Below are 24675 nucleotides of genomic sequence, written 5' to 3'. Positions count from 1 at the left end.
CCGCACACGGGTCGAGACATTCTTTGCCAGTCAGCGCTTACAAATGAATAACAACTTTTTATATTTTATTAAAAGTCAGGTTATTGATCTGACGCTTATAACGGCAACTACGCGCTTTATATTCAACACTTGCGTCGGCTCGGTACTTTTCGCTTAAAGCGCAGCGCGCTTGAGCGTAATGATCAGACCCGACTTCAATGTGCTTTGATAAAGCCCTTCATGCTGTCGGCTGAAAAACACAATTCTTGAGCCTTCATCACCGGTGATAGCGATGCCGTCCGGTTCCGGGAACCAGCCAATCGCAGGCTTTTGCAGCCAGGCACCGAGGCATCCAGCGCCCTCACCCAGTGTCTGCGTTGGCTGAAAGTCGATGACGCATACGTTGGACGGTTTGTCTTGCGGCGTCTGGGACTCTGGTGAGTCATCTTTGGCGTTCAGGGTCGCCTGCCATTTGCCGGCCAGTTCCGAGGGGTCTGGTAATTTCAGGCTGCTCGCCATGGCTGTCTCTCCAAAGAAAATCATCAACGTCGCCAGGAGCCACGCGGTTGTTCGGTGGGTAAAAGCGTTGTGAACCATCGCTTGTTTTACTCCGGCTTGGGGCGGTTGACACAGAGGGCGGCGCATCGGCACCACCCTCCTTATTGCGTTACATCACGCAGCGATGTCCGAGAACGCCGCCTGGCCAACAGTGCTGACCAGGAAATCGGCCACGCCATGCCCGGAGAAGTCCACCGCCAATTGGCTGTTACCGCCCGAAGAGGTCAACACGGCATCGCCTGCCGCACCCGTGAACGAACTCACGAAGTGCAGGCCCGCGCCTTTGGTGATGCCGGTCAGGTCAATCTTGTCCAGACCACTGACAAAATCGAGGATCTGATCAGCTACACCCGGCTTGGAGTCGCTGCTGGCCGCGAACACAAAAGTGTCCGAACCGGTACCGCCCCACAGTTTGTCCGCACCGCCCGCGCCGAAGAGGATGTCGTTGCCGGCACCGCCCTTCAGCTCGTTGGACACGCCATTACCGATCAGCAGGTCGTTACCCGAACCGCCAATCGCGTTCTCGATGGTTGCACCTTTGGCAATGGACACGTTGCCAACCATGCCGCCAACGTCGGAGAACGAGGCCTCATTGAGGTTGATCTTCTGGTTCTGGGTAAAACCAGAGAAGTCCAGCGTGTCTTTGCCGCCCGCATCCCACACCGAAAACACGACCTTGTCAGACGACGAGGACGCGCTCAGGAAATCGCGACCGGCATTGGAGTTGAAACCGTAGGTGGTGTCACCGGTGCGGGTGGTAGTGTTGGCACCGTAGAGCTTCTGGATGGCGGCAATATCGTCCAGCAGCGGACCGGACGCATAGGCTTCGACGCCGCCCTTGCTGAAGTTCTGGTCGGTGTTGCTTTCACTCCAGTAGCTCATGAGGCTGTAACCGCGGGTGTCTTCCGCGTAGGTCGCGTCGTTGTAGGTCGGCGCACCTTCACCGGCGTTGTAGTCGCCGGGGTGAGCCAGGCCCAGGGAGTGACCGATTTCGTGGGTCAGGGTTTGACGACCGTAGTTGTTCAGGTCCGGCGTCTTGTTGGGTGTGTAGCTGCTGTTGGTCAGGTACCAGGAAGTACCGTCATAACCCGCACCGGTGCCAGGCAGGTAGGCGAATGCCGCTGCGCCGTCCTGGCCGCCGCTGTAGTTGCCGAAGGTCATGTGACCATCGCCGCCCGTGGCTTTCTCTGTAAAAGTGACTTTAGCCACGTCGGCCCAGGATTGCATGGCGAGCACGGCCTGGGCTTTCTGTTGAGCGCTGAACTGACTGAAGCCGGTAATCCCGTGCTTGTTCATGGTGCTCGACGACGCCGAGGTCAGGAACGTGTAGGTCAGTTCGATTTTGCCGCTGCCGTCCTTGTCCTGGTAGGCAGCGCCGTCGCGCAGCAATTGGGTCGCTGCCTCGTCGACGGAGTAGGAAGGTTTGCCATTGACCGTGAGATTGCCACCCCGGTCATACTGATGGCTGAAGCTGTCGATCTGGTTGTACGCGGAACTGGGCGCAGCCAATGCTTGCAATGGCGAAAAGGCCTGTTCGGCAAGATCAATAGCGTTGTTTTTAACTTTCGACATAAACACACTTCCTTGTTTAGCAATGGAACAGTTTTTGTCAGATAGCGACAATCTCTGGCGAGATCGTCCTATCACTCGCCCAATGAAGGCGAAAGAAAACTGACACAATTCGAAATCAAACGTCTACATTTTTTTTGACGTCAAATTGTTCTGCCCCGGCAAGTACCCGGAAACAATGCCTGCGCTGTCGAAATATAGTTTGAAGTTGAGGATTTCGGACTAATTGTCTGACAATTTCATATTTAAATATTAAATATGGGTAAGTTGTTTTTTGCCGAAGGCGTCTCACTTTTTCGGACTTATCAATATGAGTGCCAGTGAATTGATATCAGGCGGAGTTATATTGAATATGACATTTTGGCGACTGCTTCGCAGCCGAACGCAGCCTCGCGCTGCTCGGCAGCGGCTACAAAGATTGCGGTGTATACGGATCGTGTAGCAGCTGCCGAGGCTGCGAGGCAGTCGTCAGATATCGCGCCACCACCTACAAGGTTTCGTGCACGCAAAACCTGTAGCAGCTGCCGAGCAGCGCGAGGCTGCGTTCGGCTGCGAAGCAGTCGTCAGGCACTCATAACCAACACGCATCCCACAGCGGATAATCATGAACCCGCGTCACTAGCCCCGCGCGTATCGGATTGGCGACGACATACCGAGCAAGATCTTTCACGTTCTCCTCCCGCCGTACAGCGCGATCATGATACCCCTTTTGCCATAACCGCCCTCGCCGCCCCAATGCCTGATTGACCGCCAAACTGCTCCGAGATTTTATTCGGCACATCAGCTCCGCCAGTGTCTTGTCGTGCATCTGCACCAGGCAGTGCATATGATCCGGCATCACAACCCACGTTAAAAAATCGGCCCTGCCGTCTCCTTGGGCCTCACGCAACCAACCTACCCAACCGCCAATCAGCAAAAAACGGCTGCCGTTGGTCAACGACAGCCGTTAGCAGATAAATACGTCCTGACTCAGTGAAACGACCGGTACGTAGCAGGCCCGCATTTGAACAAACAGGCATTCCATTGCCTCCAGATCCATTGAAAGAAGGCTCGGAATCTACAGCGTCGCCATCAACCCCGACCCGCCGCAATATCTACAAAACATGAACCCTCAACTCCCCGTCCGAATCTTGTTCCACACCCGCGTCCGAATCCGGTCAATGTTCAGCGGCATCGCTTCCAGCGCGAACAGCTTGCCCATCATTTCCGGGCTCGGATAAACCTTGGTGTCGTTCCTGATGGCCGGGTCGATCAGGCTGTCAGCTTGTTGGTTGCCGTTCGCGTAGTGCACGTAGTTACTGATGCTGGCCATGACGTCCGGGCGCAGCAGGTAGTTCATGAGTGCGTAGCCGGCTTTTTCGTCCGGGGCGTCGGCGGGCATGGCGACCATGTCGAACCAGATGGCAGCACCTTCCTTGGGAATGGCATAGCCGATGTCGACGCCATTCTTGGCTTCTTTGGCGCGATTTTCGGCTTGGAGGATGTCGCCGGAGAAGCCGACGGCCACGCAGATGTCACCGTTGGCCAGGTCGCTGGTGTATTTGGATGAGTGGAAATAGCTGACGTAGGGCCGGACTTTCATCAGCAGCGCTTCAGCTTTTTTGTAGTCTTCCGGGTTCTTGCTGTGGTGCGGTAGCCCCAGGTAGTTCAGCGCGGCTGGCAGCAGTTCGGGGCCGTTGTCGAGGATGGCGACGCCGCACTTTTGCAGCTTGGCCATGTTCTCTGGCTTGAAGATCAGGTCCCAGGAATCCACGGGCGCGTTGTCGCCCAGCACGGCCTTGACCTTGGCGATGTTGTAGCCGATGCCGGTGCTGCCCCACAGGTATGGGAAACCGTGCTCGTTGCCCGGGTCGTTGTTCTGCAACGCCGTGAGCAATACCGGGTTGAGGTTTTTCCAGTTCGGTAGCTGGCTCTTGTCGAGCTTTTTCAGCGCACCGCCCTGAATCTGCCGTGCCATGAAGTGGTTGGACGGGAATACCACGTCGTACCCGGATTTGCCGGTCATCAGCTTGCCGTCCAGAGTTTCGTTGCTGTCGTAGACGTCGTAGCTGAAGGCGATGCCGGTTTCTTTCTGGAAGTTTTTCGTGGTATCCGGAGCGATGTAGTCCGACCAGTTATAGATCTTGACGGTCTCGGCGGCGTGGCTGAGCGAAGCGACGAGCGCAAGGGGTACTAGGGTCAGTGTCTTTCGGATCATGAGTCGATTCCTGTATGAGCTGTTGTGCTTTTTATTGGAGGGCTGGCAGGTAATCAAAAGATCAAAATCAAAAAATCAAAACGTAGGTCTTGCGCACGGTTTCCTGGATGTCCCAGATGCCGAGGCTGTTGGCCGGCAACATCAGTGCATCGCCGGCTTCGATGTAGAGGGTTTCACCGTCGTCTGGGGTAAAAGTGCAGCGCCCCTGTATGAAGTGACAGAATTCCTGCGCAACGATCTGCCTGCGCCAGCGGCCGGGCGTGCATTCCCAGACGCCGGTTTCGACGCCGTCGTCGCGTTCGACGCTGGTGGTCGAAGCCATCGCCACCGGCGCTCCCAACGGCACGGCGACGGGGTTCGACGCTTCCAGTTCCAGTGTTGCGGTGTTCTTGAATTGCGTAATGCCCATAGGAGTACCTGTCGATTGAACCTAAAGATGAAGAACGCGCCGTTTACTGCATGAAACCTTCCATGAACCCCGCCACCTTGCTCGCCAGTTTGCGGCGCCAGGGAGCCGTAGCCGGGTTGGCCAGGGTCTGGTCTTCGTGGACAAAGCTGCGGATGATCGCGTTGTAACCCAGCCAGCGGCAGGGCTCCGGCTCCCAGGTCCGGAGCGTGTCCAGACCGCCTTGGGGCATGACCCATGGCTGGTGAACCAGTTCGGTATCGCGCTCAAGAATCAGATCCGCCAGGGTTCGGCCGCCCAGGTTGCTGGCGCCGACGCCCTCGCCGCCATAACCGCCGGACAAGGCAATGCCGCTGGCGTGATCGCAGAGCATGTGCGGTTTGAAGTGCCGGGACATGCCCAGGTTGCCGCCCCACGCGTGGGTAATCTGCACGTTCTTGAGTTGCGGGAAGAGTTCGCCGAACAGGTAGCGCCGCAACTCCACTTCGCTGGTGGTCAGGTCAAAGTCATGGCGCAATTTGCCGGCAAACTGATAGCCGCCCCGGGCGCCGAAGACCAGGCGGTTGTCAGCCGTGCGCTGGCCGTAGGTGACCTGTCGACTGCTTTCGCTGAACGCCTGGCCGCGGCTCAGACCGATTTCGTCCCAGGTCGCGGCAGACAGTGGTTCGGTGGCGACAATCAGGCTTTGCACCGGTAACTGATAGCGGCCAAGTGGTGGCAACGTGACCGAATAACCTTCTACCGCCGGCACGATCCAGCGGCTGCGGACCTGAGCCTTGGCCGTGCGCAAACTCCCCGACTGCCAATGCGTGACTGCGCTGTTTTCGTAGATTTTGACACCCATGCGTTCGACCGTTTCTGCCAGACCTCGCACCAACTTTGCCGGGTGAATGGTCGCAACGTGCGGTGCATAGATACCGCCATAAGGCTTCGCAACTCTGATCTGTTGCGCCAGCTGTTCGGGGCTGAGCCAGCGATAATCGCTTTCGGTCAGACCCTGGCGGTAAAGCTTGTCGAGGTAGCCCCGCAGGCTCGCTTCCTGCTCGGGATAGCGCGCGGCGCAGTACAGCACCCCGCCTTTGCGATAATCGCAGTCGATACCCTCACGTTCGATGATAATCTCGACTTCATCAGGGATGCTGTGCAGCAGATCGAAAGAGGCGCGACGCTGGTCCGGCGGCAAACCGGCCAACAGACGGTCCTCGCCCAGCAAGTTACCCATCAGCCAGCCGCCGTTTCTGCCCGACGCACCAAAACCGGCGGTTTGCGCTTCGATGATGGCAATGTCCAGGCCTGGCGCCAGACGTTTGAGGTAATACGCGGTCCACAGCCCGGTATACCCCGCGCCGATGATGGCCACGTCGACGTCCAGATCGTGTTCAAGCGCAGGACGCGCCAACAGGGGCTCGTCGAGTTGATCCATCCACAAACTGATAGTGCGCCACGCCGACATGCCAGACTCCGCCACTCAAACTTCGATGGCGTCGATCCTAGTGCGTAGGCTCAGGGACTGTCGTGCGCGCGTGCACGCAAAGAAATTTGTTTGACGTAAGCCTTGGGCGACAGCCCTGTGTGCTGACGGAAACAACTGTAGAACGCCGACAACGAGTTGAAGCCGGCAGCAAACGCCAGCTCATCAATGCGCAACGGTGGCATGGTGGCGTCCAGCGCTGCGAGCAAATGCTGCAGCCGCGCCTGGTTGACGTAGCGATAGAAGCTCTGACCCAACACTTGATTCAGCAGATAGGAAATCTGATTACGGCTGTACCCGCACTCCTGCGCGACCCGTTGCAGGTCGAGCTCGGGGTCCAGATAAGGCTGCTGGCGCTGGAAATATTGTTGCAGGTCGTCAGCCATGAAACTCAACTGGCGCGGTGAAAGCCCGAGCCGGCTGGCGGCCGGGCGCAAGTTCGCAGCGGTGTTGCTTTGCGGTTGTTCGCGCACCAGGGACGCGTATTCGTTGACCCGCCAGATCAACCCGTCGCGCACCGTTATTGCTTCACTGGAACGAAACGACACCAGCCCTTCGCCGCCGCGCAAGGTCATCTGGTACTGGATGAACGCGGTGTTGCCGTCCAGCCGTATGCGATCGGAATGCTCCAGCGCTTCATCCGGGTTACGCGGCATGCTGCCGCGCACGTACTCGCGCAACTCATCCAGGCCCATGATCCGGTTCTGAAAAAAGTCGTTGTACTGAATATCCGGGTGATAAAGCGCCATGACACCGTCCAGATCCCGGTGTTTCCAGCACAAGTGGTAGCGCATGACCGTCTCGCCCGTGACCTGGGTTTGCAGCGGGCCATCATCATCGGCGTGCATAAAGGACTCGACGAAAAAAAACCGAGCTTGCCGAAGTTCGGCCACGGCTTCAATGACCAGACCGAATCGCCGTAACGCCACGCAAGGCCCGGCACGTGATCCACATCAAAAAAACGGTAGCAATCGCCAAACGGACTGAAAAAAATCACATGGTTTTCACATCTGGATGCTACTTTTAAAGGCAGTCACCGGTTGAGCCATTGAAGGCTCTTCCCTCCTAACATGAGCTAAAGGAAGCGCTCGATGAAGAAGGCGGGCAACACATGAATAAAGGGTCTTTCAGCAAAGTTACGTTTCCAAACGCCTGCCAGCTGATGCGCTGGCATTTTCATCCCATGGGATTCGAGGCGAGCATGGATGCACCGGGCAGCATGATTGCCCGTCTGTTTGACCGCGCCAGTGGCGAGACCATGATCGCCATTGCAGGCATTCCTTGCGCAACCGTGATGAATGCCGCGGACGTAGAACGAATAATCGAAGCAGTGGAAGACGAACTTGAGTGTTTCATTCCTCCCGTGGCCCTCAAGAGCTATGCCTGAAGGTCAACCACCCAACAAAAAGCCCACATTATGTGGGCTTTTTTTGTGGGCTCGGGTTCAGGCCGGTGTCTGACCTTGACGGTGATCAGAAAAGAACGGCTTGTCCTTGCCAATTCGGTCAGACGCCTTGGGCATATTCGCCGCCTGAGTGTCCTGCCCATCGACATACCAGTAGCAATGACTCACCGCCCGAGTAATGCCGACGTAAGCCAGTCGCAGGATTTCGTCTTTCTGTGCGTTGTCGTAAGGCTCATTGTCGCCCGCCTTGCCAAGTCCCGCTATTCGATAGACCTGGTTCTTGTAAGGAGAACTGGTCAGGTGCTGGCAATCACCGAGCAAGAACACTGCGTCGGCCTGCAAACCCTTGGCGCTGTGATACGTCAGCTGTTTGATGCGCCGAGCTTCATACGGCAAGCTAGAATCCACATTAACTACAGACTGAATATGCTGTTCAATCAATAACTTATCGCTGCTTTTTCGATAAAGCATCAAGATGGAGTCACCTTGTCGGTAATGCTGGATCAGGCGTTGAGCCATGCCCTGATCGTCGCGATCCATGATGTTCACCGGCAACAGCGCCTTGGGTTCACCGCTAGCCTTGGCCTTCTTTCCTGCAATCGACGGCGCTGCGCGGACGATATGCTCGGCCGCATCAATGATGTGCTGATGACTGCGGTAGTTGTCGCTGAGCATCACTTTCGTCGTGCTCGGTGACGGAAATTCCTTGTTGAACTCCATGAAATACGTCGGAGAACTGCCGCGCCAGCCATAAATGGACTGCCAGTCATCGCCGACGCAGAGCAAGGACGAACGTTGCGCGCCTCGCCCCACATGCATCGCCGGGCCGCGACTGCGGATCTCGGCGAGGCTGGCACGGATCCAGGAGACAATCTGCGGCGATACGTCCTGAAATTCGTCGATCATCAGATGCGACAAAGGCCTTAGCAGCTCATCGCTGAGCAGCTTCAGGTTTTCCGGGGAATGCTCGCTGAACAAGGCAAACATCCGGTTGTAGGTCATCACCGGTGGCTTTTGATCAAGCAAATGATCTTCCAGGGCGCGCCAGAACAGGCTCAGAGCCTCGAAGAAGTAACGGTCCGGGTCATCCTTGGCGAAACTCATCTGGCCAACGGCATTCGGAACATCCAGGCCCAGGTTTTCGATAAACCCGGCGGCAGCCACAAAACAGTCCAGCAAGGGGGCCGATCCCAGCTCCCCTTTGACCTTGTAATCGAAGCCTGGCCCGGCGCTGGCATCGCCTGCAAGGGAAGCCAATATGCGCTTTGAAGATTCGTAACTATCCAGCCATATCAATGGTTTACGACAGAAAGCTTGAAACAGGGTTCGCTTCACCGCCCATTCCGCGCGAACCGTTAACTTGGCATTCGGACGGCTGACTTGTGGATTTTCCCGGGGGTCAAATCCGAGCACTACCCAGGCATCCAGCGTCGGGATGTAGCCGTGACAATGGAAGGTCGCACCATTGATGTCGAATGCGTGCCGATTGGGCTCGATACCTTTGATTGGCCAGGCGCCAGCGCGAAACCACAGGTCTTCAATCGTGTCGCAGAGCTCCTCGTCACGCTTGGCTGCCAACTCGGTCACCGCCATGCGTTTCTGCACATCGGGGTGATCGCGCTCAAGCTCCTTGAGCTGCAAGGCGTGATGGGACAACGGCTTGATCAGCTCGCGAAAACGCTCATCACGGGTGTGCAGGCTGTGAAAACAGGCATTGAGTTGCTGCCGCTGGGCGTCGTTGATGCGCAGGTCGAAGGGATTGCTGTCGACTTCCTCATCGCTGTTTTGCGCGCGATTGCTGAGGTTTTCGAACGCTTGCAGACGCTCGAAGCCCGGCAGGCTGCGAACCATGGGCAGGATCCGCGAGTGGAAGGTACGCACCAGATCCCGCGCCTCTTTAAGGCTCAGCGCCCGGCCCCACAATGCAAAGAGTTCGATCAGCTTATTAATGAAGTCTTTGCGCGACTCGCGGGTGAAGGTCACCACGGTCATAGAGCTCAACTCGAACCCCAGGTAATGAGTCAGCAGCAGGATACGCAATACCAGCGTCGTCGACTTGCCCGCGCCGGCCCCGGCGATTACCGACGTCGAAGGCGTTTCGCTGAAAATCATCTTCCACTGGGCGGCGCTTGGTTGGGCGTGAGGTGGCAGCAGTCGGGCGACATCGGCCTTGATGCGCTTCTTCAGCTCGGCGCTCAAGGGCAGGCGCCAATCGTCGAACAAGTTGTCGTCGACATTAGGCGGTCGGTGCTCGGTCGAGCGCGAGTCACGGATCAAAAGAACCTGCCGGCCTTCTTCCAACCCCTCGGCTTTCCCTTCCTTATAGCCGTAATCCACCCCGGCGCTGTGGCCGCTGCGAAAACCGTCGGCTTGCCCGTGCAGCCACGACGCACGGTGCTGCGCACGCAGGCGCGTAAGGCCATGACCAAAGAACCGGGCGGCCAGACGCTTGAGCAGTGGCATCTCGGCCAGGGGACGAAGTTCGGGAGGAAGATCGGGGGTGTGTTGCGGCACGCGGACTGACTCCAGGGTGTGAGGCTGTTGAGGGCTATGGTGTCCGTATTTGCCGTTGAGTTCTAGTGAAATGCTTACAGGTCATTGGCTTATACGATGAAGTGAAGGCTGGGTGAGAATATTTCGAGGTTATTTGATATCAACTTAATCGATCATATTGAGGCATTTTTTACGCTTTTTATCGATTGGTGCCTGATAGATGATGCCCGCCATCAACCACCGGTTCTCGTTTCGTGGCTCGGCGCTCTGCCCCATGACGAACCTTTTCAGGAGACGATCATGCTTGAACTCAGACCTTTCAACTCCCTGGGCGGCGCCCACCATGGCTGGTTGGATGCGCATCACCACTTTTCGTTCGCCGAGTACCACGACCCGAAACGCATGAATTGGGGCAACCTGCGGGTATGGAACGACGACGTGATCGCCTCGGGCACCGGATTTCCAAAACACCCGCACCGGGACATGGAAATCATCACCTACGTTCGTGAAGGTGCAATTACCCACGAAGACAACCTTGGCAACAAGGGTCGTACCGAAGCGGGCGACGTTCAGGTCATGAGCGCTGGCACCGGGATCGCTCACAGCGAATACAACCTGGAAGCGGGCGAAACCAAGATCTTTCAGATCTGGATCATCCCGAACGAATCCGGTCTGGCCCCCTCTTGGGGCGCCAAGCCTTTCCCGAAAGGCCAACGTGAAGGCTTCGTGACTTTGGCCAGCGGCAAGGCGGGTGATGATCAAAGCCTGCGAATCCGTGCCGATGCGCGGCTGGTGGCCGCCAACCTGAAGGCCGGTGAGTCCGCCGAATATCGCCTGGACAGCGGCCGTCGGGCCTACCTGGTTCCGGCTACCGGGGTCATTGAAGTCAATGGCTTGCTTGCACAAGCTCGAGACGGTGTTGCCGTAGCGGATGAGCAGGTTTTGCGGGTTACCGCGATCGAGGACAGTGAAATCGTGTTGGTGGATCTGGCTTGATCGGGTAAATGCAGGGCAAAAAAAGGGGCGACCGTTGATGGTCGCCCCTTTTTACATCTGAATCTTGAGTGGCCGTGCTGGCGTCTTCGCGGGCAAGCCTCGCTCCTACAGGATAGATATCGCCCACAATCATGTGATCGACTCCGCCCTTGTAGGAGCGAGGCTTGCCCGCGAAGGTTCCCTCAATTACTTCGCGGAAATAGCGCCATCCACCAGGGTCTGAGCTTCTGCAACCAACTGCTTGAGGTGCTCATCACTCACAAAGCTCTCAGCGTAGATCTTGTAAATGTCTTCAGTCCCCGAAGGCCGTGCCGCGAACCAGCCGTTCTCGGTCATGACTTTCAAACCACCGATGGCCTGGTCGTTGCCCGGCGCGTGACTGAGGATGCTCTGGATCGCTTCGCCCGCCAGCTGGGTCGAGGTGACCTGATCCGGTGACAGCTTGCTCAACAAAGCTTTCTGTTCAGGGTTGGCTTTGGCGTCGACGCGCACCGAGAACGGTTCGCCGAGCTCGTCGGTCAACGCACGGTAGGCCTGGCTCGGGTCGCGACCGGTGCGAGCGGTCATTTCTGCCGCCAGCAATGCCGGAATCAAGCCGTCCTTGTCGGTGCACCAGACACCGCCGTCCTTGCGCAGGAAAGAGGCGCCGGCGCTTTCTTCGCCGCCAAAGCCCAGTGACCCGTCGAACAGACCGTCAGCAAACCATTTGAAACCGACCGGCACTTCGTACAGGCGACGACCCAGGCGCTTCGCCACGCGATCGATCAAGCCGCTGCTGACCACGGTTTTACCCACAGCAGCGTCGGCGCGCCACTGCGGACGGTTCTGGAACAGGTAGTCGATAGAGACGGCGAGGTAGCTGTTCGGTGCCAGCAGACCACCGGACGGGGTCACGATGCCATGGCGATCGTGATCCGGGTCGCAGGCAAACGCTACGTCAAAGCGCTCTTTCAGGCCGATCAGGCCTTGCATGGCATAGCTCGACGATGGGTCCATGCGGATTTGCCCGTCCCAGTCGACCGTCATGAAGCGGAACGTCGGATCGACCTGTTTGTTCACCACTTCCAGGTCCAGACGGTAGTGCTCGGCAATCGCCGACCAGTAGCGCACCCCTGCTCCGCCCAGCGGATCGACACCCAGACGCAGCTTGGCATCACGGATGGCGTCGAAGTCGATTACGTTGATCAGGTCAGCGACGTAGGTGTTGAGGTAATCATGACGATGGGTCGTGCTGGCCTTCAGCGCCTGCTCGTAGCTGATGCGTTTGACTCCGGCCAGCTTGTTGCCCAGCAGCTCATTGGCCTTGGCTTCGATCCACTTGGTGATGTGGGTATCGGCCGGTCCACCGTTGGTGGGGTTGTATTTGTAGCCACCGCTTTGCGGCGGATTGTGCGACGGGGTAATGACGATACCGTCCGCAAGTCCCGAAGTACGGCCGCGGTTGTAGCAAAGAATCGCGTGAGAAATCGCCGGGGTCGGCGTGTATTCATCACCCTCGGCGATCATCACGGTGACGCCGTTCGCGGCCAGCACTTCCAGGGCGCTGGCGCCGGCCGGGGTGGACAGTGCGTGGGTGTCGATGCCGACAAACAGCGGACCATCGATGCCCTGGGCTTCGCGGTACAGGCAGATCGCCTGACTGATCGCCAGAACGTGCCATTCGTTGAAACTCAGGTCGAACGAGCTGCCTCGGTGTCCGGACGTGCCGAAGGCTACGCGTTGGGTAGAGATGGCGGCATCAGGCTGGCCGGTGTAATAGGCCGTTACCAGTCGCGGGATGTCGACCAACAATTCTGCCGGTGCCGGTTTGCCCGCAAAAGGACTGAGTGTCATGCAAAACCTCTGAAATAGAGTGGTTCAGGAATAGGAACGCAGTTTACTGGCAGTTTGACCGCAGCGCGACGTTAACGATCCCGAGCGAAATGTTATCAATCGCCAAAGCCCCGCCCCTGCTCAATCAATCGATTCCAGGCGCAAGGCATCGCCCAGCAAACCCATTGCGGCCGCGAGGTCGTGGTCGCCACCGAAGGTATGGCTCAGGCGCAAGTGTTGCGCGTGCAGCCCCTGGAGACTGAACAGTTCCCCTGGCGCGATGACCACCTGGTGTCTGAGCAGTCGTTGGAACACCCGACGTACATCAACCTGACGCAACGACTGCACCCAGATCGTCGCACCGCCCAAGGGCTCGACGAAGTGCAAGGCATCCCCCAGTCGCTCCTGCAACAACTGGGTCATGTGCACCTTGCGATCCTTGAGCAGGCGCCGCAACACCAGCAAATGCTGATCGATTCGCCCATTGCCGTATAGCCGTGCGATGGCTTTCTGGCGAATAGGTGACAACCGGAATGACCGCAACAGGAAATGCCGCTGCAGTTCGATGCTCAATTGCCGCGAGAGCAGATAACCATAAGGCGCTTCCGGCCCGATGGATTTTTCGAAGGTGGAGAAAACGATCAGCCGATCCGGGTTCAGCAGATCGCGAAACCGCAGGCCGTCGGGCTCGAATTCGAGTTCGCCATAACAATCATTTTCCAAGACCCAACTGCCATGACGCTCCAATAGCTCAGCGATTGACTGCTTGTTGCTGTGGGAGGCGACGCTGCCGCGCGGCATGTTGAGCCCGGAGGAAAGCATCACCAGCCGCACCGGCTCGGTCTCCAGCAGTTGCTTTAGTTGCTCAAGGTCCAGGCAGCCATTGGCCTGCAAAGGCAATTCGATGACCTGGACGTCAGCGTCCTGGAGCAAGCGCAGAATCGTCCAGTCGCAAGGCGATTCAACGATGACCGTGGCATCCTTGAGACACAGCACGGCGATCAGTATCTCCAGGACGCCGCGCAAATCGGCGCCGATGTAGACATCATCGGCGTGCCAGCAGCGTGCCGGGGACGAGGTATAACGTGCGGCCAGGGCGGCGCGCAGTTCCAGTTCACCGCACGGTTGTGAAGTCGTTTGCGGTTGACGCGGATACTGACGCAGCAATTCCCTTTCAAGCAGCAATAACGGGCTGTCGAGGGGCTGCAGCAACGCCGGTTCATCCGCGCTCAACACCAGCATCCCCGGCCGCCTGGCGTTTACATAAACCGTCTCGAGCAGGTCATTGCCGCTGCTGAGAGGACGAATGGACGACACGGGCAGCGCGTAATAGCCGGATTTGGCGACCGAATACACCCGCCCTTCCTTTTCCAGCAACGAATAGGCGTATTGAATAGTCGAAATCGATACGCTCAAACGGTCCGCCAATTGCCTTAATGAAGGGAGGCGGACTCGAGTGTCGCTGACGGGTTCGTTGATGAGGTTAGTCAGGTAACGGTAAACCGCCTGATAGGCGAAGTCGGTTTCGCGTGGTCCTTTCATGGGCAATGACCGAACACGCCACGCGCCCTGTGGGGTGGGTGGATGAACGCGGTGACCCCGAGCATTTTCAACGACCCGTTGACCGTTCGCCGTCTGCGGCGTTGCCCGCGTCGAGGTCCAGCGCCTGCTCATTCGCATCACCGACTTCCGGCCCCTCGCCCCTCGCCACCGGCCCCATCCGGTAAAGCGTGCCGGTCAAGTTGACGGGCAACCCGCTGACGTCGACCATCCATTGCAGCACCTGCTCGGGCGCCGGCTTGCCCTGCATCGCCCGGTGCAGATCGGGTAACGCGACGAGCATGCCGGGATGACATTGACGTAGAAAACGCTCAAGCGAGGCTCCATTCTCGACAAAGGGCGCGAACAGCAAGCACACCAGTTGAGCCTCGCTCAAGCCGAGGCTTTTCTGGGCCTCGGCCGCCGCCAATTCACGCTGGTCGGACATTGCCGTCGGGTGGCCGAACGTCTCCATTGCCTGCTCGCAAAAGCGCTCGGGAAGTTGTTTGCGACGCATCATGACCAAAGCCTGCTGCACGTATTCAGCAACGCCCGCTTCATAGGTACGGCCGTGAACAAAACAGGCCTCCAGTCCCCGAACGTGCGCGGAAATCGAAAGGCTGACACATTCATTATCGCTAAGCTGTGCGGCCAGTTCGTCAGGCTGAAACCCGAGGAAATCGGTGAGCAGTGGCCAGCGATCTTCCAGATTACTGACCAGCATGTCGTGAATATCGATGAAGGTCGTGCGCCGACACGCCTCAAATGATTCGGCCGGCCGCCACTCGGCCTGGCCATGTTCAGGATAAAACTCGCGGTAGCAATCACTGCCCAGTTCATCCAGTCGTGCGAACAGCTCCTCGTAACCGGATTCAGGGCAAATCGATGCCTTGAGACCGGCCTTTTGCGCCGCTCGGGTCAATCCATCCATGAACTGCTTTTGCTGACGAGGCGTATCGCTGCTGACAAACGCATCGACACCTCGGTCCCAACGGCAGACTTGCCCATAAAACTCGCCCGCTGCCAGGTACCCGTCATCCCACAGATGGAGCGGTCCGTTCCAGGTTCGCCGGTGACCAACCATCAACAGATTGAGACGATTCGACTCGCGGCCTGCATCGGAAACCGGCACCAGGTGGTTGAATGGCAGGACTTCCCGGTTATCGACCATCACCACTTCGACCCGAGGATCGTCGTAGAGAAACAACGCACTGCAACTGCGATGGATGTTTTCAAGAGTCGTCGAGCTTGCGCCGTTCGCGCGCAAGGTCGCGACTCGCAGCTGAAACGTCGCAGGTGCCCGGCCGGCGATGCTCAATTGTGCGGCGCGCAGCAATGCAAGCGTGTAGCAACTGTCGCGGGTCCCGGACTGGATCGCCAATACCTTGTATTCGCCGATACGGTCCATGCCACCTGCGGCGACCACCAGACGCTGAATCATCAACTGCAATGCCGTGCGCTCGGCGCGCGAAAAAAAACTCAGCAATCGCTGCAATACTTGCTGATAAACATAGTTCATTGCCTGTTCATGGGTATGGGTCATCATTGCTTACCTGTTACGCATAGGTTCGATGTCACGCAAACAACTGTATGCATTGCACAAACGGCTGCCTGACATGATTAAAGTGTTGCGCTTGATATCAAATGCTAACACTTAGTTTTGAGTAATTATTTGAAATGAATCGAGCTTACTTGTAATCCCATCCGTTCGCGATTGCAGCAAAGCCCCGCTGCGCAAGCGCTCTGCGACCGCGCGAGGGGTCCTAGGAAATGTCCGACAGCGTCCCACAGACAAGTAGCACGAAAAATAAAGAAAGAAGTCGCCATTAATTTTTCGGCAATTGATCGATCACACGTTATTTGTTGAGTTTGTATTGCCGGAGCGCGCAGAAAAGTATCTATCCAATACCCAGCCATAGCTCATTCCTTGAGATGAAAGTAATCATTCAATTATCGGGGCTTACAGGGTGATTAGAAGATACAGATTGAGAGCAAAAACCAGTTCAGTTGCTGAACTGACTCGTCGTAGATTGGGGGGGCTCGGTTTTTCGGAGGGAAAATACAAAAGTCCGTGCAAGCACGGACTTTTTTCAGCGGTGTTACGCAGGTTCGACCTGGAGCGCAACCCGTTCGCGACACGGGCATTCGTCCATGTAGCGGTGCGCCTCGACAAACTCGGAAAACGGGAAGACCCGAGTCTTGAGTGGCAGCAGCACGCGGTCAGCGGTCAGCTGGTTGATGTCGCGCAAGGCACGTTGCAGTGCGACCTGGTCCTGGATGATGCCCAACTCCGGCTTGCCGGTGAAGTTGCCGATGCAGTGAACGAAGAACTGAATGTTCTTCTGAAACGCTGCGCAGGCCGGGAACGGCGTCTGGTTACCGCCTTGCAGGCCGTACAGCACCAGGCTGCCACGAGGCGCAAGCACATCGCCGAGCAGTGACATCTGCGGACCGCCGAGGCCATCGAACACCACGTCGACACCGCGGTTGTCGGTGATTTTGTTGATCCGCAGGAGCAGATCTTCTTCCTCGGTGACGATGACTTTTTCGGCACCCAGCGACAACAGGTATTCACGTTCTTCAGCGGTCTTGGTGGCGGCAATTACCCGCACACCCAATGCCTTGCCCAGTTGCACAAAGGACGGACCGGCACAGTGGCTCGCGTCGGTCACCAGGGCAAATTGCCCGGGTTTGACCCGCGCCAGATCGACATAAGCGAAGTAGGCGATCAACAGCGGCGTGTAGTGCACGCTGGCTTCGATCGGGCTGAGCACATCCGGATAGCGGGTCAATGCCGAACGAGGCAGAACGATCTGCTCGCCGTAGACCGGATAGTCGTTGGGGCTTTCAGCCGGGAAGCTGGCGACCTTGTCACCGACTGCCAGGTCATCGACACCCTCGCCGACCGCCGTGACGACGCCGGACATTTCATGGCCAAGGCCAGAAGGCAGGCGAGCGTGAGATGAGGCCAGGTTCTGGCGCCAGAGAATATCGTACCAGCTGATGCCAATCGCCTCGACGCGCACCTGCACTTCGCCCGGCGCAGGGAGAGCGGCCGCATGCTCTTCGCATTTGAGCACCTCGGCTGGACCAAACTTGTGAAAACGAATCGTGCGGGACATCGCAAACCTCGTCAAAGAAACCTCTAATGCCCTGAACTCTATCTGGGCTTTCTACCCAAGACTATCAGTGGCTATTAATAGTCGACATGCCTGTCATTGATTCCGCAGCATCCATTGGATCAACGGTTGTCGTAAAAATCTGCAGTAGCCGTTCAAGGGAAACTGAATTATTCGGTGCAGAGTAGCAGCCTTTCCCCGTAAGATTCATGCCGGCCATTGTTCTCATATGGCCGCTCTCGTCAAGCTTGATGACTCTGCCAGGACTCCAGATGAATCGTAATGACCTGCGTCGTGTCGACCTGAACCTGTTGATCGTTTTCGAAACACTGATGCACGAACGCAGTGTGACCCGCGCTGCGGAGAAATTGTTCCTCGGCCAGCCGGCGATCAGTGCGGCGCTCTCGCGCCTGCGCGGGCTGTTCGATGATCCGTTGTTCGTGCGTACCGGGCGCAGCATGGAGCCTTCCGCCCGAGCGGTGGAAATCTTCGCCCTGCTCTCTCCTGCCCTGGATTCGATTTCCACCGCGGTCAGCCGCGCGGCGGAGTTCGACCCAGCGACCAGTACGGCGGTGTTCCGCATTGGCCTGTCGGACGATGTCGAGTTCGCGCTGTTGCCGATGCTGCTCAAGCGTTTGCGTGCGGAGTCGCCGGGGATCGTATTGGTGGTGCGTCGGGCCAACTACATCCTGATGCCGAGCCTGTTGGCCTCGGGGGAGATTTCAATCGGCGTCAGTTACACCGCCGACCTGCCAGCCAACGCCAAGCGCAAAGTACTGCGCCGCAGCATGCCGAAGTTGTTGCGCGCCGATACGGTGCCGGGGCCATTGAGCCTGGATGACTTCTGCGCCCGCCCCCATGCACTGGTGTCGTTTGCCGGTGACCTGAGCGGCTTTATAGATGAAGAACTGGAAAAGCTCGGGCGCAAGCGCCATGTAGTGCTTGCGGTGCCGCAGTTCAACGGGCTCAGCACGCTCATCAGCGGGACCGATATCGTCGCGACGGTGCCGGACTACACCGCTGACGCGTTGACGGCGGCTGGCGGTGTGCGGGCTGAAGATCCGCCCCTGCCGGTGCGTAGCTTTGAATTGCACATGGCGTGGCGTGGTTCGCAGGATAATGACCCGGGTGAGCGTTGGCTGCGGTCGCGGATTCAGATGTTCTTTGGGGACCCGGACAGCCTCTGATAAAACTAGCTAAATGGCCATAAGAGCCGCGAAATACTTGGCCTTGTCGACTCTGAAACCTTCCATCGCCATCCGTCAAGATCCGCTTTATTCCACCGCATCTGGGGGCTAGTCATGGCATTTGTTGTAATTAAAAAAAAGATGCCCCCTGCCATGAGTGCGAACCTACAGAGCGGCGCTAGAGGTAAACTCAGTGACGCTCGCGCAAGGTCGCTGACCGAGTCTGGCAAGTACACCGATGGCGAGGTACCTGCAGTGCTGCCCGTTCTCCGCTGCGCAGTGATCCTGCGAAGAGCCAGTTCTTGCGCCCTAACGCCCAAGGTCGGATCTGGTCTCTACCCAATTATTGTCAATGGGTACGGCGCCATCATCGAGATAGCGCGACAGCGCCGTACAGCGTTTGAGGCTGTAATCCAGAGCTTTACTGATCGCCGAGCCGTCGTGCACGATCTGGTGCTGGGCGATCATCCAGGCATGCAGTATCTTCGGTTCGAGTTCAGGCATTTACAAAGGGAAACTCCAAGTGAAAGCTCGTACCTGCTTCAGTGCTATCAACGGTTACACAACCGCCATGCACTTGCATAATCGAACGAACAATGGCCAATCCCAGCCCCCCAGAGTCGTCGGGCTGATTACGTGATGGGTCGCACCGGTAAAAGCGCTCAAACAATCGTGGTAGATGTTCTGCTGCAATCGGCTCGCCGTGGTTATGCACCGTGATTTCGAGCCTATCCCCCGAAATCTTGCTGCTGACGGTCACTGCTGACGCGGGAGTTGCGTAGCGCAGCGCATTGGCTAGCAAGTTAGCCAATGCTCGACGGATCAAACCTGGATCCCCCAGCAACTGATCCTGGGCCTGGTTTATCAGTTGCACATCTCGCTCTTGCGCCACTCCTTCGAAATACTCACATAGTTGCTCAATGAGATCGTGCAGGTTGATTTGCTCGAATTTTGCGCAGGCGTTTGGCTGCTCGGTGCGAGCGAGAAACAGCATGCTGTCGATCATTCGCGCCAGCCTTTCATACTCTTCCTGATTGGAAACCAGCAAATTCTGATAGTCCTCGATAGAGCGACTGCGCCTCAAAGCTTGCTGGGTATGCCCCATCAGGTTGCCAAGCGGGGTTCGCATCTCATGGGCGAGGTCCTCCGAGAAGCGTGAAAGCTGGGCGAATCCGTCCTCAAGGCGTGCAAGCATCTGGTTGAGGGCACCACAGAGCAGTTTGAGCTCATTCAGTTCATTGAACTCATCCAACCGCAGATGCAGATGCTGCACATCGATTCCGGCAGCGCGCTTGGCCAGCAGGCGCACAGGGCGCAAGCCTCGTTGACTCACCCACCAGCCGAATACGAAAGCCAACAGCGCTCCGAGTGACATGGCCAGCCAAAGCTTGAGTCGGTAAACCCCCATCATCTGCTCGCGCTCCCCCAACAACTTGCCAGCGATCAGGGTCAAGCGGCGATCACCCTGCATGACATCCTGCCAGGCAAGCCGCACTGACGCGGAAGCGTGACCGTCAACGAGGCGAGCATGGGGCGCAGCTGGCAACTTTGGAAAAGTCATACCCACCGGGTTGATTTCGATCAACACCTTGCCGGTGTCATCGACAATCCATAGCAGACTGTCGCGATTGCCCAACATGTTTTCGTAGAGCTTGGGCCGACCTCGCAGTTGCTCGATGCTGTCGCTATCGCTGATCAATGCTTGCATTCGCTCCAGTCGCCCCAGTAAGGCCTGGTCATCGCGCCAGGCAATCTCTCGCTGTAAAGACTGATAAAGATAAAAACCAATCGAGCCCAGTAGCAATGCGCTGACCAATGCGAACATGATCGCCAGGCGCAGGCTAAGGGTGTGCGGAAACAGATTCAGGATTGCACCTCAAGCATGTAACCGATACCACGCACTGTATGTATCAACTTAAGTGAGTATGGATCGTCAACCTTGGCCCGCAGTCGACGGATGGCGACATCCACCACATTGGTGTCACTGTCGAAGTTCATCTGCCAGATTTGGGAGGCAATCAGCGAACGCGATAGCACCTCCCCTTCACGACTAAGCAGCAGATGCAGTAGGGCGAACTCCTTGTTGGTCAGGGTGAGGCGCTCTCCGTTGCGCGTTACCTTGCGTCGTAACAAGTCCAGGCTCAGGTCGCCAGCCACAAAATGCTCAACCTCGCGAGGCGGGCCGCGGCGCAGCAAAGTGCGTACCCGTGCCAACAACTCGGCATAGGAAAAGGGTTTCACCAGATAATCATCGGCCCCCAACTCCAGCCCTTTGACCCGATCATCAACCGAATCACGTGCGGTGAGAAACAATACTGGGGTCTGCCACTTACGCCGGATGATTTGCAGCAATTGCCAGCCATCCAACCCCGGCAGCATGACATCCAGAATGATCAGATCGAACTCACTCTCCTGCGCCAAATGCTGGCCGTCCAGCCCGTCAAGGGCGATCTCTACCGCATAGCCCGATTCAGTCAGGGCTTTGCGCAGGTAATCCGCCATTTTCGTTTCATCTTCAACCACCAGGATACGCATTTTTTCCTCCAGGACTGGAGCACAGGCTAGCCCGCTTCGCTGTTTTCTCACATTACATATTGGTAATCAGGGGGCAATCATTCTGACGGGGCGGGCTGGTCATGATGTCTGGCAATGACTCAGAAAGACTCAACCAACCAAGGAAACACCATGCGTACAAGCCTATCGACTTCATTGCTGATCACGCTCGCAATGAGCTCTGCGTTCGCCGTTGCAGCCCCGGATCAGGTTGCGCAACGCAAGGACGTGTCACTCGCAATGGCCAACGATTTGCTAACGGCGGCGCTGACGGCCTGTCACGCCGATGGCCGCTCAGCCGTTGCCGCAGTTGTTGACCGTGGCGGCAATCTGGTTGCTGTGCAACGCGATGACAATGTCGGCCCGCACAACACGTCAGCCGCACAACGTAAAGCTTATACCGCCCTGTCGACCAAGACTTCGACGCGGCAGTTGGCGGAGCGTGCGCGCAGTACTCCGGATGCTGAAAACCTCAACACCCTTGATGAGTTGTTGCTGCTGGGTGGAGGCGTGCCATTGAAGTTCGATGACCAGGTCATCGGCGCCATCGGTGTGGCCGGTGCGGGTGGCGCTGTACACGATGAACGTTGTGCGGAGGTCGCCATCAACAAAGTTTTACCTGCCGTTAAAAACTAAGGACATCACCATGACTGTATTGAAAAGTTTCTTCGCTGGCGCTGTATTGAGTGCCCTTTCAGCCCTTGCATCAGCGGCAACAAATCCATTGAGCGTGCATGTACTTAACTTGCAGGATGGCCTGCCCTCCCCTGGAGTCAACGTCACGTTGGAAAAACAGGATGGGAAAAACTGGGGCATGCTCAACAGCGCGGCAACCAACGAGCAAGGTCGTATCACCGGGCTGTATCCGGAAGGCCGGAGTCTGGAGAAAGGTACCTACCGTGTCACCTTCAAGACTGGTGAGTGGTTCAAGGCGCACAAAACGTCCAGCTTCTTTCCGGAGGTACCGGTCATTTTTGAGGTGGACGGTACCGTTCCTCACTATCACATCCCGTTGCTTCTCAGCCCTTACGGCTTCTCCACATACCGAGGAAATTGATCGTTAAGCGATACCAAATGGATACCGCCCGAAGGTGAAGACAGCCGCCCCTAGTCAAAAGGGCGGCACTGTCGCTTAACTTTTCGGCATCAAAATCTTCAGCGATGACCTGGCCGACTCCTTAGAGTTGGTTCACGTTTTAGGGGGTAATGCCGGCGACAACTCCTTTCTGATCCTTGACCATGAATTGTGGGCCACTCATCAAAAGCCCTGGTTGGCCATGCTGAGAAAAGGGCATGCGGTCCATTTCACGGCGGAAAGAATGGCACCCATCCTCAGTCTGTTGCTCGGCGTACTTGATACAAACCTATACAAGATAATGTCATGCGCATAAGGCTGATCAGAAGGCGGTGATGCTTTACTTTGACGATGAATGCCCGCTCTGCGCTCGATAAATCAACGTCCTGCGCAGAGGCGCTAATGAGCCCCAACCGCTCTATTTGTCGGCGTCCGTTGTGATGGGCTGGAACCCGCAACATGGAGCTCGCGCGCCGCAAGCTTTAGGTGCTTCGGCCACTAAAATGACTTGAGGCGCAATCCGTGCGCCCCTTTCGGTCGGATATCGAGTGCTCTGCCGATTATGCGACAGCTGCGTAAACCGATAGTCAATTGCCGGTGCTCAATCCCCTACCCGATCAGCGCAATACCCGCGATCAACATGCATTCCTCGTGTTTAACCTCAAATTATCTTGTACAAAACCATATCTTTGTATAGGTTTTGCCTTAACTTGATGAAAGGGCCAAGCAGTCCATATCCACTGAGGTACGTATGTTCAACTCGCAAATCAAAAAAGAACTGGCCGCCAGCCAGCAGCGCTTGGCTGACTGCGAAGCCACCCTCGCAGCATTAGGTGGCTCCATGGCACTGATTGAGTTCCAACCTGATGGCGCGATCCTCGGCGCCAATAACAATTTCCTGAGAGTAATGGGCTATCGCCTTGAGGAAATTCACTCCCGGCATCACCGCTTATTCTGTACGCCGAAATACGCCAACAGCGTCGCGTATCAAGGTTTTTGGTCACGCCTGAGTAATGGTGAGTTCATAAACGACCGCTTCCTGCGCCTGGACAAACAAGGGCGTGAGATCTGGCTGGAGGCTAGTTACAACCCTGTTTGCGACGCCTCTGGACGGGTGATCAAAGTCGTCAAGATTGCTACTGATGTAACTGCCCGCGTGCAGAAGGAACAAGAGCAGGAGAGCCAAATCAAAGCGATTAACCGTTCCATGGCAACCATTGAGTTCAACCGGCAGGGTGAAGTCATCAGCGCCAACGAAAACTTCCTTGCAGTGATGGGGTACCGCCTCGATGAGATTGTTGGCAAGCACCATCGTCTGTTCTGTGAGCGTAGCGAAAGTGAATCCAACGAGTATCGCCAGTTCTGGGAGCGCCTGAATCACGGCGAATTTTTCTCCGGTAACTTCAAGCGCCTCAACAACCAAGGACAAACCGTCTGGTTACGTGCGACTTACAATCCGGTGTTCGACGCCAGCGGCAGCCTTTACAAAGTAGTTAAGTTTGCGAGCGATATCACGGCTCAGGTTCTCCAGCAGGAAACTGAGTCACGAGCAGCACGCATGGCCTATGAGACTTCATTGAAAACCGACGAGACAGCACACGAAGGCGCCCGAGTGGTGCAAGAGACAGTGGATCTCATGCAAAGCCTGGCTGGCGAATTGAATCACGCAGCCGAAGGTATCAATGATGTCAGTCAGCAGTCGGAAGTAATCAGCAACATCGTGCAGACCATCCATGGCATCGCCGAACAAACGAATCTTCTAGCGCTAAACGCAGCCATCGAAGCGGCTCGTGCCGGAGAGCAGGGTCGAGGTTTTGCGGTGGTCGCTGACGAAGTGCGCAATCTGGCTTCGCGCACAAGCCAAGCCACCATCAAGATTGTCGAGGTGGTGCAGCACAATCGTGAATTGGCCCGGGGGGCAGTGGCCAGGATGGAGGCGAGTAAAGGCAAGGCAGAACAAGGAGTCAAATTAGCCGGTGAGGCTGGTCAAGTGATCCTGGATATTCAGGATAGTGCTCGCCAAGTCGTACACGCGATCAGCAATCTCTCGTCGACATTAGCACGATGATTCAGCCTGCGGCATGTGCAAAATCTTGGCTAGATCGACACATTGATAGCTATTGAAAAATGGGTTTTGAATGAACGAAAAATCATCACCAGTCCCTCTTGGTAGTGCCCAGTCCTTTGCGCAGGCTGCAACACAGAATTGTCATGAACCCGATTGATTGCTCCTCGACGCAAGGCGCATGCTAGAGGGCTAGCCTCAGACTTATATCATTCCGAATGATAGTTACCTTCGCTTCATTCGATTCGTGC

Annotated in this window: 19 protein-coding genes and 3 pseudogenes; 7 read left to right on the top strand and 15 right to left on the bottom strand. The window is 56.8% G+C overall.

Features of this window, described 5'->3' with window-relative positions:
• Positions 1–153: 153 nt before the first annotated feature.
• The 7 genes and pseudogenes from ACA051_RS15195 to ACA051_RS15165 form a co-directional block, all read right to left on the bottom strand.
• Positions 154–576: an AprI/Inh family metalloprotease inhibitor gene (locus ACA051_RS15195; protein WP_497370673.1), complete on the bottom strand. Its 423-nt coding sequence runs from the start codon at positions 574–576 to the stop codon at positions 154–156.
• Between the two features lie 75 nt (positions 577–651).
• Positions 652–2109 carry a serralysin family metalloprotease gene (locus ACA051_RS15190; protein WP_403097716.1) on the bottom strand — a complete coding sequence of 486 codons (1458 nt, stop codon included), beginning with the start codon at positions 2107–2109 and terminating at the stop codon, positions 652–654.
• A gap of 568 nt (positions 2110–2677) precedes the next feature.
• A pseudogene (locus ACA051_RS15185) lies at positions 2678–3125 on the bottom strand (REP-associated tyrosine transposase).
• A 92-nt stretch (positions 3126–3217) separates the two neighbouring features.
• Positions 3218–4303, bottom strand: coding sequence for a polyamine ABC transporter substrate-binding protein (locus ACA051_RS15180; RefSeq protein WP_497370671.1), 1086 nt, complete (start codon positions 4301–4303; stop codon positions 3218–3220).
• Positions 4304–4370: 67 nt separating this feature from the next.
• Positions 4371–4712 carry a cupin domain-containing protein gene (locus ACA051_RS15175; protein WP_497310504.1) on the bottom strand — a complete coding sequence of 114 codons (342 nt, stop codon included), beginning with the start codon at positions 4710–4712 and terminating at the stop codon, positions 4371–4373.
• 43 nt (positions 4713–4755) lie between these two features.
• A complete protein-coding gene (locus ACA051_RS15170; RefSeq protein ID WP_497310503.1) occupies positions 4756–6162 on the bottom strand; it encodes an NAD(P)/FAD-dependent oxidoreductase in 1407 nt (468 codons plus the stop codon).
• A 50-nt stretch (positions 6163–6212) separates the two neighbouring features.
• Positions 6213–7028, bottom strand: coding sequence for a helix-turn-helix domain-containing protein (locus ACA051_RS15165; protein WP_497310502.1), 816 nt, complete (start codon positions 7026–7028; stop codon positions 6213–6215).
• Positions 7029–7291: 263 nt separating this feature from the next.
• Between ACA051_RS15165 and ACA051_RS15160 the strand changes: the two genes are divergently transcribed.
• The gene (locus ACA051_RS15160; RefSeq protein ID WP_219094110.1) at positions 7292–7567 is read left to right on the top strand and encodes a DUF1652 domain-containing protein; all 276 of its coding nucleotides are present in this window, start codon (positions 7292–7294) and stop codon (positions 7565–7567) included.
• A 57-nt stretch (positions 7568–7624) separates the two neighbouring features.
• On the opposite strand, the gene ACA051_RS15155 is transcribed toward ACA051_RS15160, so the two are convergent.
• Complete coding sequence (locus ACA051_RS15155) at positions 7625–10099, bottom strand: UvrD-helicase domain-containing protein (protein ID WP_497370669.1); 2475 nt, start codon at positions 10097–10099, stop codon at positions 7625–7627.
• A 279-nt stretch (positions 10100–10378) separates the two neighbouring features.
• Here ACA051_RS15155 and ACA051_RS15150 point away from each other — a divergent pair, with 279 nt between their 5' ends.
• Complete coding sequence (locus tag ACA051_RS15150; protein WP_497370667.1) at positions 10379–11074, top strand: pirin family protein; 696 nt, start codon at positions 10379–10381, stop codon at positions 11072–11074.
• Positions 11075–11260: 186 nt separating this feature from the next.
• Here ACA051_RS15150 and pgm read toward each other — a convergent pair whose 3' ends face one another.
• From pgm to ACA051_RS15130, 4 genes are all read right to left on the bottom strand, one after another.
• Positions 11261–12907: a phosphoglucomutase (alpha-D-glucose-1,6-bisphosphate-dependent) gene (gene pgm, locus ACA051_RS15145; RefSeq protein ID WP_497370665.1), complete on the bottom strand. Its 1647-nt coding sequence runs from the start codon at positions 12905–12907 to the stop codon at positions 11261–11263.
• Between the two features lie 120 nt (positions 12908–13027).
• The gene (locus ACA051_RS15140; protein WP_497310499.1) at positions 13028–14428 is read right to left on the bottom strand and encodes an aminotransferase-like domain-containing protein; all 1401 of its coding nucleotides are present in this window, start codon (positions 14426–14428) and stop codon (positions 13028–13030) included.
• Positions 14429–14495: 67 nt separating this feature from the next.
• On the bottom strand, positions 14496–15968 hold the full coding sequence (locus tag ACA051_RS15135) for a hypothetical protein (RefSeq protein ID WP_497375571.1): 1473 nt from the start codon (positions 15966–15968) through the stop codon (positions 14496–14498).
• A 556-nt stretch (positions 15969–16524) separates the two neighbouring features.
• A complete protein-coding gene (locus tag ACA051_RS15130) occupies positions 16525–17547 on the bottom strand; it encodes a zinc-dependent alcohol dehydrogenase family protein (RefSeq protein ID WP_497310497.1) in 1023 nt (340 codons plus the stop codon).
• Positions 17548–17816: 269 nt separating this feature from the next.
• Between ACA051_RS15130 and ACA051_RS15125 the strand changes: the two genes are divergently transcribed.
• Entirely contained in the window at positions 17817–18731 is a 915-nt protein-coding gene (locus ACA051_RS15125) for a LysR family transcriptional regulator (RefSeq protein ID WP_461982098.1), read from the top strand.
• A gap of 256 nt (positions 18732–18987) precedes the next feature.
• On the opposite strand, the pseudogene ACA051_RS15120 reads toward ACA051_RS15125, so the two are convergent.
• From ACA051_RS15120 to ACA051_RS15110, 3 genes and pseudogenes are all read right to left on the bottom strand, one after another.
• Positions 18988–19211: pseudogene (locus ACA051_RS15120) on the bottom strand (IS66 family transposase); the annotation flags it as partial.
• A 16-nt stretch (positions 19212–19227) separates the two neighbouring features.
• On the bottom strand, positions 19228–20598 hold the full coding sequence (locus ACA051_RS15115; RefSeq protein ID WP_497375569.1) for a heavy metal sensor histidine kinase: 1371 nt from the start codon (positions 20596–20598) through the stop codon (positions 19228–19230).
• A complete protein-coding gene (locus tag ACA051_RS15110) occupies positions 20595–21266 on the bottom strand; it encodes a heavy metal response regulator transcription factor (RefSeq protein WP_283184464.1) in 672 nt (223 codons plus the stop codon). The genes ACA051_RS15115 and ACA051_RS15110 overlap by 4 nt, the downstream gene beginning before the upstream one ends.
• 150 nt (positions 21267–21416) lie before the next feature.
• Between ACA051_RS15110 and ACA051_RS15105 the strand changes: the two genes are divergently transcribed.
• The 4 genes and pseudogenes from ACA051_RS15105 (at position 21417) to ACA051_RS15090 (ending at position 24427) form a co-directional block, all read left to right on the top strand.
• Positions 21417–21920 (top strand): GlcG/HbpS family heme-binding protein, encoded by a 504-nt coding sequence (locus tag ACA051_RS15105; protein WP_497370663.1) that lies wholly within the window; start codon positions 21417–21419, stop codon positions 21918–21920.
• Between the two features lie 10 nt (positions 21921–21930).
• On the top strand, positions 21931–22341 hold the full coding sequence (gene uraH, locus ACA051_RS15100; protein WP_497370661.1) for a hydroxyisourate hydrolase: 411 nt from the start codon (positions 21931–21933) through the stop codon (positions 22339–22341).
• Positions 22342–23110: 769 nt separating this feature from the next.
• Positions 23111–23836 (top strand): annotated as a pseudogene (locus ACA051_RS15095) (PAS domain-containing protein); the annotation flags it as partial.
• A gap of 81 nt (positions 23837–23917) precedes the next feature.
• Positions 23918–24427, top strand: a complete 510-nt coding sequence (locus ACA051_RS15090) for a methyl-accepting chemotaxis protein (protein WP_497310599.1) — start codon at positions 23918–23920, stop codon at positions 24425–24427.
• The last annotated feature ends 248 nt before the right edge of the window (positions 24428–24675 follow it).

It is taken from the genome of Pseudomonas sp. LBUM1669 (assembly GCF_059695705.1).
This window is presented reverse-complemented; position numbering and strand designations above follow the sequence as displayed.